Origin of the sequence: Nocardiopsis alba DSM 43377 (assembly GCF_000341225.1) — a bacterium.
Classification (GTDB): Bacteria; Actinomycetota; Actinomycetes; order Streptosporangiales; family Streptosporangiaceae; genus Nocardiopsis; species Nocardiopsis alba.
The window spans coordinates 35,338-48,913 of the sequence record NZ_ANAC01000015.1; the positions used below are offsets into that span (position 1 = coordinate 35,338).

Sequence of the window (13,576 nt, forward strand, 5' to 3'; positions counted from 1 at the left end):
TCACAAAGTCGTGACGTCTTCTTTCCGTGCCACGCGCAGGCGTGCGCACAACGATGTGCACCGAGGCATCGACATGCCCCGGCGCCGACCCCTGAAAGAGGTGCAATGGGCGAGTTCATGGCGGAGATCAAGGTCCGTATCAACGAGACCTACCGGTCGCTCCAGACGGCGAAGGCCGCCGGGGACGACTTCCTTGCCGAGACGCACGCGTCGGAGCTCGAGGATCTGTACCGCATCGCCGACCGCAACGGTATCGACGCCCGCTCCTAGGGCTCCGGCGTCGTCGTCTCCCCTCCTCGGGGCCGGCCACGACGGCGACGCGCACAGGGGCGGGCCCTCTCCGGACCCCGCCCACCCTTCCCCCGGTTCGACCCCGGGCACGGCGCACGTGCCCGGGGTTCGTCGTGTCGGGAGGCCTACGGGTCAGCCGTCGGTGTCGGCCCCCAGAGGCGTCACCAGACCGTCCAGCTCCTCGTAGAGGCCGGGACGGGCCACGATGACCAGGTCGTTCGAGGGCGGGCCGCCACGCGCCCCGCCCACCCGCAGACCGGCCTCGGAGGCGACCAGGCCCGGGGCGGCCCAGTCCCACAGGTGGAGCCCCCGCTCGTAGTAGGCGTTGTAACGACCCGTGGCCAGACCGGTGATGTCGACGGCGGCCGATCCGCCCCGCCGAATGTCGCGGATGTGCTCGATCACCCCGGTCAACACCTTGGCCTGCTGGAGTCGACGCTCGGGGAAGTACCCGAACCCGGTGGCGACCAGGGCCCGGTCCAGCGGCACCGTGTCGGGCGCGCGCAGGGTCCGCCCCTCCAGGCGCGCTCCCCCGCCCAGGACCGCCTCGAACATCCGGTGATGGGATGGCAGACAGACCGCGGAGGCCACGACCACGCCATCGATCTCCGCGGCGATCGCCACTCCCCAGTCGGGGCTTCCGTACAGGTAGTTGACGGTGCCGTCGATGGGGTCGACCACCCAACGCACCCCGCTGGTGCCCTCGACCCCGCCGTCCTCCTCGCCCAGGACCGCGTCGTCGGGACGGGCCGCGAGCAGGCGATCGCGGATGAGTCGTTCGGTGGCCCGATCCATCTCCGTGACGACGTCGGTGGGGCTGGACTTGGTGTCCAGGACGGTGATGCCCTCCTGCCCCTTGGCCGCGAACGCCCCGGCCTCGGCCGCCACCTCGACCGCCAGATCTCGCAGTTTCTCCCGGTCGTGGGTGGACTGGATGGTGGTCACTGCTGTCCTCTCCGCTCGTGGACGCCCGGACGGTCGTGCCCGGGCGGCTCTTCCCGCACCCTATGACCCGGGCCCCGCCCGGCCACGGGCGGACCTCGGACACGGGACGGGCCCCGACACACCCGGTATCGGGGCCCGTGGCCGCGCGGTCGATCAGAGGAGTTCGGGCTTGACCCACTCCTTGCCGTGGACGTGGTGGTCCAGGAAGGCGAAGATCGTCTCGTACCAGATCTTCGCGTTGCCCGGGGTCAGGATCCAGTGGTTCTCGTCCGGGAAGTAGAGGAACTTGGCGTCGACCTCGTGCAGGAGGAGGTCGCGCCACAACCGCAGCCCCTCGCCGATCGGCACCCGGTAGTCCTTGTCCCCGTGGATGACGAGCATGGGCGTCCGGATCCGGTCGGCGCTCAGGTGCGGGGAGTTGAGACGGTAGCGCTCGGGCTGCGCCAGCGGGGTGCCGAACTCCCGCTCCCAGACCGGCGGGTAGTCGGTGGTGCCGCTGAACCCGTCCAGCTGCCACAGGGAGGCGTGGGAGACGATCGCCTTGAACCGGTCGGTGTGCCCGGCGATCCAGTTGGCCATGTAGCCGCCGAAGGAGCCGCCCATCATGGCGGTGCGCTCGGCGTCGATGTCGGGGCGCGCCACGGCCGCGTCGGTGATGGCCATGACGTCGGCGTGCGTGCGCGGACCCCACTTGCCCCAGGCGCGACGCAGCATGTCCTGGCCGTAGCCGGTGGACAGGGCCGGGTCGGGGAGCAGGACGGCGTAGCCGCGCGCGGCCAGCAGCCACGGGTTCCAGCGCCAGGTCCACCCGTTGAAGCTCATGTACGGGCCGCCGTGGACCCAGAGCATGAGCGGGGCCGGCGACTCCTCTGAGGCCTCCTCGGGCAGCACCAGCCAGGAACGGATCCGGGTGCCGTCGTCGGCGGTGGTCTCGATCTCGGTGAGGGTGCCCGGCATGCTCAGCTCGGAGCCGGGAGTGCGCAGCGGGGTGGGCTCGCCGTCCACGGCGTCGGCGTCCAGGCGCACCGGGGCGGGCGGGGCGTCCCAGGCGTCGCGCAGGGCGTAGACGTACCGGCCGTCGGGCGAGGGCGCCAGCCCGCTGTAGGCGCCGTGGTCGCCGGTGACCCGGGTGAGTTCACCGGTGGCGACGTCGACGCGGAAGACGGGGCGGCGACCGTTCTGGTCGGCGACGAGGAAGACCGTCGAGGAGTCGGCCGACCAGGCGTAGTCGCGCGGCCAGAGCTCGTGGTCGGCCAGCAGGTCGCGGCCGGCCCCGGTGGCGAGGTCGGTGAGCCACAGGGTGTGGTCGCGGGGTTCACCGTCGTAGGAGCCCTCGGAGCCCGCGTGGAGCAGTACCCGGGTGCCGTCCGGGGAGACCAGGGGGCCGCCGAACTCCAACTCCTCGTCGGGACCGCCCGCGATGGTGCGCCGTTCACCGGTGGCGGTGTCGATGGCGACGACCTCGTCGCGGGTACTGCCGCCGCCGGCGGGGACCGACCAGGAGGTGATCAGGGTGGAGCCGTCCGGGGTGAGGGCGGGAGAGGCGCCCAGAAGGGACAGACCGGCGTCGGGCGTCAGGTCGCGGGGGTCGCCGAGACGGGAGTCCTCGTCTCGGGGCGGTTCGGCCACGAACAGGCGGGGGTGGTCCGGGCCCACGTCGCTGTCCCAGGAGCGCACGGGCAGGGCCTCGTGCAGGATCGCGGTGACCCCGGCCTCCTTGCGGGCCTTGCGGGCCTCGGCGTCCTCCTCCTGGTCCTCCGAACGGGGCAGGACCCGGCCGGTGAAGGCCACCAGGCCGGACTCGCGGGCGACGGTGAAGGCGCCGACGCCACCATGGGTGGAGGCGATCTGGCGGGCCTCGCCGCCGTCGACGGGCAGCAGCCACAGAGCGGTGCCGGACTCGTCGGAGGACTCCGCCTCGGGGTCGGGCCGGCCGCTGACGAAGAGCAGCGAGCCGTCGGGCAGGAAGCCCGCTCCGGCCTCGCCCTTGGTGGAGCGGGTCAGCCTGCGGGGAGCGGTGCCGCCCTCGGTCTCGGGACGGGCGTCGATCTCCCACAGGGCGTTGCGGAAGGATCTGCCGTCGGGGGCCAGGTCGCTGACCGGGGCGACGAGGCGGGTGCCGTCCGGGGACAGGCTCAGCCCGTTGACACGCCGCAGTTGGACGTACTCCGACAGCTCATACCAAGAACGAACCAAGACAGACACTCCTGAACCGACGACTTGTGGTCGGAACCGACCCTATCGGCCGTCGGTGACGCCGGTCACCACCTTTTCCCCACCTCAGAGGGGATCAACACTGTTGACCTCGGCGTCTTTTCCGGCGAGAGGATCCGATCCTCTTCGGAGCGCCCGCGTGAGACCCGGGGCGGGCCGGAGGACCGGCCCGCCCGGAGCGGGGTCAGCGCTGCCGGCAGCACTTCTCCTCGCCGTCGGAGCAACGGGGCAGGTCGCCCAGGCGGGCCGGTTCGGTCCCCTCGGTGTACTCGCGCACCAGAGCGGTGACCATCGAGACGAACGCGGGGTGGGTTCCGGGGCTGAGCGCGCGCTCGTAGCCGATGCCGAGCTTGTCCGCGGTCTCCCGGGCCTCCACGTCGAGGTCGAACTTGACCTCCATGTGGTCGGAGACGAAGCCGTGCGGGATCACCACGACGGCGGGGACGCCCTCGGCCGCCAGTTCCTCCATGCGGTCGTTGACGTCGGGCTCCAGCCAGGGCTGGCTGGGCGGGCCGCTCCGGCTCTGGTAGACGACCTCGAACGGGTATTCGCGGTCCAGGCGGGCGGCGACCAGACGGGCCACCTCGTTGAGCTGCGCGCCGTAGGCGCCCTCGGGGCCGTGGTCGTGGCAGGAGCCGCCGCTGGCCTCGGCCATCGCCGTGGGGATGGAGTGGGCCGAGAAGAGCAGGTGCGCGCCCTCCCTCTGCTCGGCGGGAAGGGCGTCCAGCGCCTTCCGGGTGTGCCCGACCAGGGGGTCGACGAACCCCGGGTGGTCGTAGAAGGGGCGGATCAGCTCGACCTCGGGGGCGTCGTCGCCGAGCTCGGCCAGAGCCCGGTCGATGTCCTCGTGGTAGGCGGTGCGGCTGGACCAGTTGCAGTAGGCGGAGGTGGGCATCGCCAGGATGCGGCGGACCCCGTCCTCCTTCATGCGGGCGAGGGTGTCGGTGAGCATCGGAGCCCAGAACCGGTTGCCCCAGTAGACGGGCAGGTCCACACCCTCGGTCTCGAAGTCGGCGGTGACGGCGGCGAGCAGGTCCCGGCACTGCTGGTTGATCGGGCTCACCCCTCCGAAGAGGAAGTAGTGCTCACCGACCTCCGCCAACCGCTCGCGGGGGATGTTGCGCCCGCGGGTGACGTTCTCCAGGAACGGGATGACCTCGTCCTCGCCCTCCGGTCCACCGAAGGAAATCAGCAAAAACGCGTCGTAAGGCCTCATGCACCCCATGAAACCAGCTCCGCCGGACCTCCCGGCCCCACCCCCGTGTTCCGGGGCGCGACTCCACGCGAGACGTGACCAGGACCATTCCGACTCTGGTCACACAAGTGACCGACCGGTAATGTCACCGCATGACTGATGTGTTGTGGCACACATGGGCCGACACCCATCGGGCCAGCCCCCGACGGACGGCCACCCCCGACGACACCGACGCGGTCGCCGCCGCCGTGCTCTCCGCGGCCGAGGAGGACCTGCGCGTACGCATGGTCGGCACCGGTCACTCCTTCACCGACGTGGCGATCACCGACGGCCTGCTCCTGTCCCCCACCGCCCTGACCGGCCTGCGCTCCCTCGATCCCGAGGCCGGCACGGCCACCGTCGCGGCGGGAACCCCCCTGTGCGACTTCAACGACGTCCTGGCCGGGCACGGCAGGGCCCTGGCCAACATGGGCGACATCGCCGTGCAGACGGTCTCCGGGGCGGTACAGACGGGCACCCACGGGACCGGGCGCGACGCCGGCGGTCTGGCCTCCCAGGTGGTGGGCATGGAGATGGTCCTGGCCGACGGATCGGTGGTGGAGTGCTCGGCCGACCACGAGCCCGACCTGTTCCACGCCGCCCGGGTGGGATTGGGCGCCTTCGGCGTCGTGACGGCGTTGACCTTCGCGGTGCGCCCGGCCTTCCTGCTGCACGCCAGGGAGGAGCCCATGCCCTTCGACGAGGTGCTGGAACGGCTGCCCGAGCTGCGCGCGGGCAACGACCACTTCGAGTTCTTCTGGTTCCCCCACACCGGGAACACCAACACCAAGCGCAACAACATCGCGGAGGGCCCCGCCCGCCCGCTGTCCCCGTTCAAGGCCTGGCTGGACGACGACTTCCTGTCCAACCGGCTCTTCGAGGGGATCAACCGCGTATGCCGCCGTTTCCCGTCGATGATCCCGACGGTGAACCAGATCAGCTCCCGCGCCCTGTCCGCGCGCTCCTACACGGACGTCTCCCACAAGGTGTTCGCCTCGGTGCGGGACGTGCGCTTCGTGGAGATGGAGTACGCGATCCCCGTCGAGCACACGGTGGACGTCCTGCGTGAGGTCCGCTCGATCGTGGACCGCGGCGACCACCGCGTGAGCTTCCCCGTCGAGGTGCGTTTCGCCCCCGCGGACGACGTGTGGACATCGACCGCCTACGGCCGTGAGACCGCCTACGTCGCGGTGCACATGTACAAGGGGACCCCCCACGAGTCCTACTTCGCCGACCTCGAGGCCGTCCTCACCTCCGTGGGCGGACGACCGCACTGGGGCAAACTGCACACGCGCGATCGCTCCTACCTGGAGGGCGTCTACCCGCGACTCGGGGACGCGCTGGCGGTGCGGGAGCGGGTGGACCCGCACCGCCGTTTCGGCAACGCCTATCTGGACCGGGTGTTCGGCTGACCCGACCCACGCGCGGTCGGGGGCTCAGCCCGTCGGGAGGGTCTCGTCGAACGGGGCGACCTCCCCGGTCCCGCCGCCACCGTTCCCGTTCCCCGTCCCGGGCTCCACCGGTTCCCGGGGTTCCGTCGGTTCCCCGCCGCCCGGGGGTTCCACCGGGTCGGTGGGCACCTCCGGGGTCCCGGGCTCCCGACCGCCGGGGTCGGTGTCGGGGGCCTCGGTGCCCTCGGTCCCCGTGCCCTGCTCCGAAGTGGTCTCGGTCGGCGGGGCCTGTCCCGTCCCCTGTTCCCGCGAGCCCTCCTCCTTCCCCGGGCCGTCGTCGACGGGGGCCTCGGTGCCCTCGTCCTCGTCGTCCTCGACCGCTGGGGCGGAGTGCCCGCCCAGGATCGAGGGCGAGGTGTGCTCGGTCTGTCCTTGGGTCCAGGCCGTCAACGAGCGCCCGGTGAACAGCTCGAAGGCGAGGATCACCAGCATGACCAGGACGAACACCACACCGGCGGGGATGAGGATCGCGCGAAGTCCACGCTTGGGGCGTTCCTTCTCATCGCTCTCCCCGAGGTCGGAGAAGTCCCCCTCGTCGTCCCCGGCCCCGACCGCGTCCATGCGCGAGGTCGGGTCGTCCAGGCCGCTCAGGGAGGGCAGCGCCATGGTCCGGGTGGCCTCGGGGTCCTCCGGGGCCGGTCCGTCCACGTCCATGGCCGGTTCCGGCCGTTCGACGAGCGTCCGGGCGCCGTGGTGTCGGCTCTTCTCCGCGAACTCCTTGGCCTGTTCGCCGCTCCGGGTGATCCAGTGCTGGACCACCGGGGTGACGCTGGTGCTGAGCACGGCCATCACGGCGGTGCCGATGACGGTTCCGTAGACGTTCAGGTAGGAGGCGGCGGTGGCCGCGGTGAGCGTGGCCACGCCCGCGCCGGCGACCTGGGCCACGCTCAACTCGATGCCTCTGCGCCGCCTTCCCTCCCCGGCCTCCTCGTCGCTCCCTCTCCGATCCTCCCCCTCGGCACCGGTCTCCGGCCCGTGCTCGGGTCGAGCCATGGTCTCGTTCCCCTCCGTAGGCCGCGCGGGGGCGCGGCAGGACACATGGTCATGGGATGGGCGTGTGATGGGGCATACATCCACGCAAGCCCCAAACTTCGCAACTCACCCACATGTGGACATATCACCCTAGTTGGAACCAGTCGGTGATAACGCCATCAATGAGGAGGTGTCACTTTATGGCATCCCTCGGCGTGTCGATTTGCCTACGACAAGGGTCGTCATGTCCGCATCGAACGCGAGATCCGAGGGTTCTCCCACCCCTGGGGCGATTCGGGGTGCGCGGGATACCATCACCGCGGAGCCTTCGCGCGGGATCGGCGACATTCCCCCACGATCGCTCCCGGTCGCGCAAGGTTCAGCGTGTCAAGATTGGCAACGGAAGCGACCGCGAGGGCCCCGGACCCCCGGGGTGGCTCCCACCGTGGTGTCCACCACGGACCGGGAGGCGGGCACAGTTCGGACATGCCGGGCGCGGTACTGGCCGAACAGTTGTCGGCCGACCAGACTTGGAGAACGCGAGGGACGGTCATTACCAACCCTCGACGGGAGGCGAAAGGGAGAGCGATGCACGAGCTTCGCCTCGTGGCCGTGAGCGAGGACGGCACCTATCTGGTGCTGGCCAGCCCCGGCCGTGGGACCCGTTTCACGCTGCCCGTCGACGACCGTCTCCGTGCCGCCGTACGCGGCCAGTTCTCCCGGCTCGGCCAGTACGAGATCGAAGTGGAGAATCCGTTGCGCCCCAAGGAAATCCAGGCCCGCATCCGGTCCGGCGAGACCGCGGAGGCCATCTCCGAGATCTCCGGGATACCGATCGAACGGGTGCGCTGGTTCGAGGGACCCGTCCTTCAAGAACGCGAGTACATCGCCCAGCAGGCCCAGCGCGCCACCGTGCGCACGCCGGGCGACGCCACCCCCGGTCCCTCCCTGGAGGAGATCGTCACCAAGAGGATCGGCGCCCACCAACTGGAGACCGGCGACGCCGTGTGGGACTCCTGGAAGCGGGAGGACCGTACCTGGCAGCTCAAGCTCGTCTTCCTCCACGGTGGCGAGGAACGTGTCGCGCACTGGCTCTACGAGCCCAGACACCGGAGTGTCACCCCCGCCGACGAGGAGGCCGCCCGGTTCTCCTCGCCCGAGCCTCCGGTCGTCTCGCCCGAGCCCGGGGCCAACGTCACACCGTTCGCCCCCCGCCGCTCCGAGGCGCCCACCGACCTGCCCCGCCTGGACGCACAGTCCACCGCCGAGCGACGCAACGAACACGTCGCCCCGCGTCGCCTGTCGTCCGCGCAGGACACGCCGTTGGACGATCCCCTACGTTCGGCGATGCCCAGAGGCGAGCAGCCGGGGGTCCCCGCCCGCGAGGAGACCCGTCGACCGGCCGAGCGTCGTCCCGAGCGCGCCCCCGACCGCGGTCCGTCCCCACAGGAGACCCCGCCCGCGGCCCCACTGCCCGGGAACGTCTCCTCCGAGCCCGTCCGGAGGCGCCCCGCGCCGCCGGTGGAGCGTCGCCCTCACCCCGAGCCCTGGCAGGAGCCCCAGACCGCCCCGGAGCCCGCCCCTCGTCCCGTGAGCGGGTTCGAGGACCCGTTCGAGCGTCCCGCGCCCCGCCACCGTCCCGACCCGCCTCCAGCGGCGCCGGAACGTCCGGCGGCCCGCGCCGTCGTCGAGCCCGAACCCGAGCCCGCCCCACCGCGTGCTCCGGCGCCCGAGCCCCAGCGGCCCCGGCGCCGTCGGGCCACCATCGACCTCGACGACCAGGGCACACCGCGTCGGGCCGCCGAGCAGCAACAACCGGCCGCTCCGCCCGTCCCGGCCGCCGCCGACGGTACCTCCGGCGGGGCCGCCGGCGCGGCCAGGCGCAAGGGACGGGGCCGCCGCGCCTCGGTCCCCTCCTGGGACGAGATCATGTTCGGTTCGAAGAAGAACGAGTAGGGTCCACGACCCCGTACGCGAGGGGGCGGCCACCGATCGGTGGCCGCCCCCTCGCTTCCGTCCTCGCCCTCGGCTCAGCGGGGCGGCTCTCCGTCCTCGCGTACCAGGAAGGGGCGCACCATCTCGGGGGTGATCCGCGCGGCGAAGTCCACCGACTCCTCCTGGGCGGCGTCCTGGGCCGTGTAGCCGCTCTCCCCCGCGCCCACCGCCAGCTCGAGGTCGACCAGTCCGGAGCGACGTTGGAACGGCGACTGGGTCCAGCTCCAGCCGATCACCGCCGACCGCTCCACCGTGGCCTGGGTCCGCCGCAACGAGCCCGAGCGCACGCTCACCAGCTCACCGTCGTAACCGTGGCCCAACGAGCGATACCGGTCCACCCCCAGAGGCACTCCGAGCAGGGCCAGCACGCCGGCGACCACCGACGGCCACACCGGCTCCAGGGCGATCGCGGCCACCGCCACCGCGGCGAACGGCAGGACCGCGCGGGTCAGCCGTCGGTACAGGGCCGCCCGAGGGTGGGGTGTCAGCCGACCGCGGAACAGGCCCAGGGCCCGATCCACGACCTCCTCCACCCTGGGCCTGGGGCCGATCGGCAACAGGACCGCTCGATTGGCGGTGTCCCCCAGCCCGGTGACGATGGCGCGCAGACTCACCGCCCGTCGTGTGCGTTCGAGGGGGTTGTCCAATAGTTCGTAGCCGCGGACGCGCCTTCGCTCCAACGTCACGCTGCGTCGGGTGAACAGTCCGCGTTCGGCGATCAGCGACCCGTCCCGCCCGCGGAGCGAGAAGCCCCAGTGGGTGAGGGAGTAGGAGACCACCGCGAACACCGGCATCAGCAGAATCAGGGCGCACGCGAACACCACCGCGAACACCAGGAGGAACCCTCGGTCGCTGGTCGTCACCCAGTCCACGAGGAAGTCCGCCGCCCTGTCGCCGACCGCCTGCTGGGCCATGCCGAACAGGGTCGCCAGGACCGCGAACGGGGTGAGCAGGTACCCCAGGGCCAACGCCCCGTACAGGTACCAGCTCCAAGGCATCCGGAAATAGGTCGTCCCGGTGTCCTCGGGTTCGGGAACGGTCTCGGGGGCCGGGGCCGGCTCGAGGGCGCTCCCCTCCTCACCCGCGACCGGCTCCGTCTCCTCCCGATGCCGTTCCAGGAGCACGGCCTTGCGGTGCAACAGGACCCGGCGCAGACGTTCGGCCTCGGCCACGCTCACCGCGTCGAGCTTGCCCTCCTCACCACCGCCGGGGGAACCGGCCGCCGCCTCGATGCGGACCACGGCCACACCGAGCATCCGGTGCAACAGGGTGCTGGTGACGTCCACGCCCCGGATCCGCTCCAGCGGGATGGTGCGCGTGGAACGCCGGATCAGGCCGCTGCGGATCTCCAGGCGTTCCTCGCCGATCTCGTAGCGGAAGGTCCGCCAGGTGACGAACCCGCCCACCAGCAGCCCGACCACCGCCACGCCGGTGGCCGTGAGCACCCACGGGTTGAACCCGCCGACGATCAGCCCGGCGGCGATGGGCACCAGCAGGCTCCTGAGCTGGTTGATCGGGCCCACGACCAGGCTGCGCGGGCTGAGCCGTCGAGCGTTCTCCGCTCCGAACACGGGGGCGCCCCCTCCGGTCCCCCACCAGTCGCGCGGGGCCTCGGAAGCGCTCTCGGTGACCGGCGATCCGGACCGAGGCGCCCCGGTGTCGTCCTCGGCCCCGTTCTCCGGCGACCCCGAGGCGGGCTCCGGTTCCCCGGCGGAGGGCCACCGCGGCGGCCCGTCCTCCGGTCGGGGACCGGCGGCGGTGCCGCCCGGCGCGACCCAGCCGCCGCCCTCTCCGGGGTCGGCGGGCTCTCCGGGGTCGACGGGCTCTTCGCGGTCCGAGGGCTCGCGGGGTCCGATTCCGTTCTCTCGTTCCATCAGGTCGCGTCGTCCCGAAGCGTGCCCGCGCGCGCGGCCAACTCCTCGCTGAGCACGCGCGCCTCCTCCGCGTCCAGCCCCTCGATGGTCGACGAACCGGCGTAGGAGGCCGTCTGGACCTCCAACGTGGCCACACCGAAGATCCGCTCCAGCCAACCCTGGGTGTGGTCCACCGTCTGAAGACGGTTCACCGGGACGAGCTGCCAGTGGCGGGCGATCCAGCCCGAGCGGGTGTAGACGACGTCCTCGGTGACCTCCCACCGGTGCACCCGATATCGCCATGAGGGCACGATCGCGGTCCTGAGCAGGGCGTACACGAAGTAGACGGTCGGGAGCATCCAGGCGTTCTCCCGCGCCCATTCGGGGATCCAGGACCAGGGCAGGACCCCCGCCGCCCAGGCCAGGACGCTGAGCAGGACCAGGTTGATCAGGCCGCCGAGGATCGACCGCACCGTCCACACCCCGATCGAGCGGCCGCTCACCCTGCGCAGGGGAGGGCGCAGACGGGCCGCACCCGTCGTCGGTTCGAAGGGACCTTCCGGCGGAGGCACGGCGTCATGGGGAGGGGTGTTCATCACCCCACCGAGTCTAGAAGGGACGGGCGGACGCCCGGCCCGGCGGGGAAGGCCTCGTCCGGCCCACGCGTTCCTCCGAGAAGACGGCCCATCGGTCATCGCTGACATCTCGGAACGAGGGCGACGTGTACGCGTATCAGCGGTCTGTCAGCGCGGCCGCCCAGACTGGGCGCAGACGCTGAAACGGAGGAACTCATGACCGACGCCATCCGCGCGGAAGGTCTGGTCAAGGTGTTCAAGGGCCGACGTGCCCTGGACGGGGTGGATCTGACCGCCAGGGCGGGGGCCGTGCTGGGCGTCCTGGGACCCAACGGGTCCGGGAAGACCACGACCGTACGCATCCTGGCCACCCTGCTGAGACCGGACGGGGGCCGCGCGTTCGTCGACGGCTTCGACGTGGCCGAACAGCCGCACGAGGTACGCCGCAGGATCGGGCTCACCGGACAGTACGCGGCGGTCGACGCCGAACTGACCGGGACGCAGAACCTGGTCCTGATCGCACGCCTCCTGGGCTTCGACCGGGCTCGGGCCCGGTCCCGCGCCGCCGAACTCCTGGAACGCTTCGGGCTCTCCGACGCCGGAGGCCGGGCCGCCAAGACCTATTCCGGCGGTATGCGCCGCCGACTCGACCTGGCCGCCAGCCTGGTCGGCCGGCCGTCGCTGCTGTACTTGGACGAGCCGACCACCGGTCTGGACCCGCACAGCCGCAACGAACTGTGGGACGTCGTGCGCGACCTGGTCGGCGACGGGGTGACCGTCCTGCTCACCACCCAGTACCTGGAGGAGGCCGACCAGCTCGCCGACGACATCATGGTGCTCGACCACGGCAGGGTGATCAGCCGGGGCACCCCCGAGGAGCTCAAGAACCGCGCCGGAGACCAGGTGCTGGAACTGCGCACCGTGGACCCCTCACAACTGCCCCTGGCCGTCAAGATCGTCGAGACGGTGACCAGCGCCCCGGTCGGCGACGACGGGCTGAGGCTCGGTGTCCCCGTCGGCGACGCCGCGGTTCTGCCCGAGGTGGTCCGCCGTCTGGACGAACAGGGCGTGGCCGTGGGCGAGCTGTCCCTGCGCAGACCCAGTCTGGACGAGGTGTTCCTGGCCCTGACCGGACGCACCGCCGAGGCCTCTCCCTCGGACGAGGAGACGAACGAGGAGACCCGAGCATGAGCGCCGTGACCACCCGATCCTCGGCGGCCTCACCCGAGAACGTCCCGCCCGTCCCCGACCGGGTGGGCCTGTCGGTGACCGTTCGCAACGGGCTCCAGCTCACCTGGCGCAGCATCGTCAAGCTCAGGACCAACCCCGAGGAGGTCCTCGGGTTGATGTTGCAGCCGATCATGTTCGTCACCCTCTTCGTCTTCGTCTTCGGGCAGGCGATGATGGGCGACTGGCAGACCTACCGCGACTTCCTGATGCCGGGGATCATCGCGCAGTCGGTCATCTTCGCCACGATGGGCACCGGCTTCACCCTGAGCCAGGACGTGGAGAAGGGCATCTTCGACCGCTTCCGTTCGCTGCCCATCGCCCGCTCGGCCCCGCTGATCGGCGCGGTCCTGGGAGACCTGGTCCGCTACGCGATCACCGTGGTGATGGTGCTGCTGGTCGGTCTGGCCATCGGGTTCCGTCCCGACGGCGGCGCGGTCGGCGTGGTGGTGGCCGGGGCGTTGATCCTGGTCTTCGCCTTCGCGCTGTGCTGGATGTCGGCCTTCGTCGGCATGCTCGCCCGGACGCCCATGGCGGTCCAGTCGTTCGCGATGATCCTGCTGTTCCCGCTGACCTTCGGCAGTTCGGCCTTCGTCGCCCCGGACGACATGCCGGGGTGGCTGGCCCCGATCGCCGCGAACAACCCGGTCACCCACGTCGTGGACGCCATGCGCGGGCTCATGCTGGGCGGCGACGTCACCGGACCGGTCACGTGGACCCTGGTCTGGGCGTTCGCCATCACCGCGGTCTTCTTCCCGCTCGCGGTGTGGGCCTACCGACGCCGTACCTGAACCGCGTCCTCGCGTGGAGGGGCCGGCG

Annotated in this window: 11 protein-coding genes; 5 read left to right on the plus strand and 6 right to left on the minus strand. The window is 71.5% G+C overall.

Annotated features, from left to right (window positions below; all coding sequences use genetic code 11):
* Window positions 1-105 precede the first annotated feature (105 nt).
* A complete protein-coding gene (locus D451_RS28300) occupies window positions 106-270 on the plus strand; it encodes a hypothetical protein (protein ID WP_014912018.1) in 165 nt (54 codons plus the stop codon).
* A 153-nt stretch (window positions 271-423) separates the two neighbouring features.
* Here D451_RS28300 and D451_RS0117125 read toward each other — a convergent pair whose 3' ends face one another.
* The 3 genes from D451_RS0117125 to D451_RS0117135 form a co-directional block, all read right to left on the minus strand.
* Window positions 424-1,236: an inositol monophosphatase family protein gene (locus D451_RS0117125; protein WP_014909421.1), complete on the minus strand. Its 813-nt coding sequence runs from the start codon at window positions 1,234-1,236 to the stop codon at window positions 424-426.
* A gap of 153 nt (window positions 1,237-1,389) precedes the next feature.
* The gene (locus D451_RS0117130) at window positions 1,390-3,432 is read right to left on the minus strand and encodes a S9 family peptidase (protein WP_017535349.1); all 2,043 of its coding nucleotides are present in this window, start codon (window positions 3,430-3,432) and stop codon (window positions 1,390-1,392) included.
* Window positions 3,433-3,634: 202 nt separating this feature from the next.
* A complete protein-coding gene (locus tag D451_RS0117135; RefSeq protein WP_036568295.1) occupies window positions 3,635-4,666 on the minus strand; it encodes a ferrochelatase in 1,032 nt (343 codons plus the stop codon).
* A gap of 131 nt (window positions 4,667-4,797) precedes the next feature.
* Here D451_RS0117135 and D451_RS0117140 point away from each other — a divergent pair, with 131 nt between their 5' ends.
* On the plus strand, window positions 4,798-6,096 hold the full coding sequence (locus tag D451_RS0117140; protein WP_017535351.1) for a D-arabinono-1,4-lactone oxidase: 1,299 nt from the start codon (window positions 4,798-4,800) through the stop codon (window positions 6,094-6,096).
* Between the two features lie 24 nt (window positions 6,097-6,120).
* Here D451_RS0117140 and D451_RS0117145 read toward each other — a convergent pair whose 3' ends face one another.
* Window positions 6,121-7,128: an ICP22 family protein gene (locus D451_RS0117145; protein WP_017535352.1), complete on the minus strand. Its 1,008-nt coding sequence runs from the start codon at window positions 7,126-7,128 to the stop codon at window positions 6,121-6,123.
* Between the two features lie 567 nt (window positions 7,129-7,695).
* Here D451_RS0117145 and sepH point away from each other — a divergent pair.
* The gene (gene sepH / locus D451_RS0117150; protein ID WP_017535353.1) at window positions 7,696-9,063 is read left to right on the plus strand and encodes a septation protein SepH; all 1,368 of its coding nucleotides are present in this window, start codon (window positions 7,696-7,698) and stop codon (window positions 9,061-9,063) included.
* Window positions 9,064-9,137: 74 nt separating this feature from the next.
* Here the strand turns inward: sepH and D451_RS0117155 are convergent, their stop codons facing one another.
* Window positions 9,138-10,976, minus strand: coding sequence for a PH domain-containing protein (locus D451_RS0117155; RefSeq protein ID WP_017535354.1), 1,839 nt, complete (start codon window positions 10,974-10,976; stop codon window positions 9,138-9,140).
* Window positions 10,976-11,551 (minus strand): PH domain-containing protein, encoded by a 576-nt coding sequence (locus D451_RS0117160; protein WP_017535355.1) that lies wholly within the window; start codon window positions 11,549-11,551, stop codon window positions 10,976-10,978. Before D451_RS0117160 ends, D451_RS0117155 begins: the two co-directional genes overlap by 1 nt.
* A gap of 195 nt (window positions 11,552-11,746) precedes the next feature.
* Between D451_RS0117160 and D451_RS0117165 the strand changes: the two genes are divergently transcribed.
* The gene (locus tag D451_RS0117165; RefSeq protein WP_017535356.1) at window positions 11,747-12,721 is read left to right on the plus strand and encodes a daunorubicin resistance protein DrrA family ABC transporter ATP-binding protein; all 975 of its coding nucleotides are present in this window, start codon (window positions 11,747-11,749) and stop codon (window positions 12,719-12,721) included.
* Window positions 12,718-13,548, plus strand: coding sequence for an ABC transporter permease (locus D451_RS0117170; protein WP_017535357.1), 831 nt, complete (start codon window positions 12,718-12,720; stop codon window positions 13,546-13,548). The genes D451_RS0117165 and D451_RS0117170 overlap by 4 nt, the downstream gene beginning before the upstream one ends.
* The last annotated feature ends 28 nt before the right edge of the window (window positions 13,549-13,576 follow it).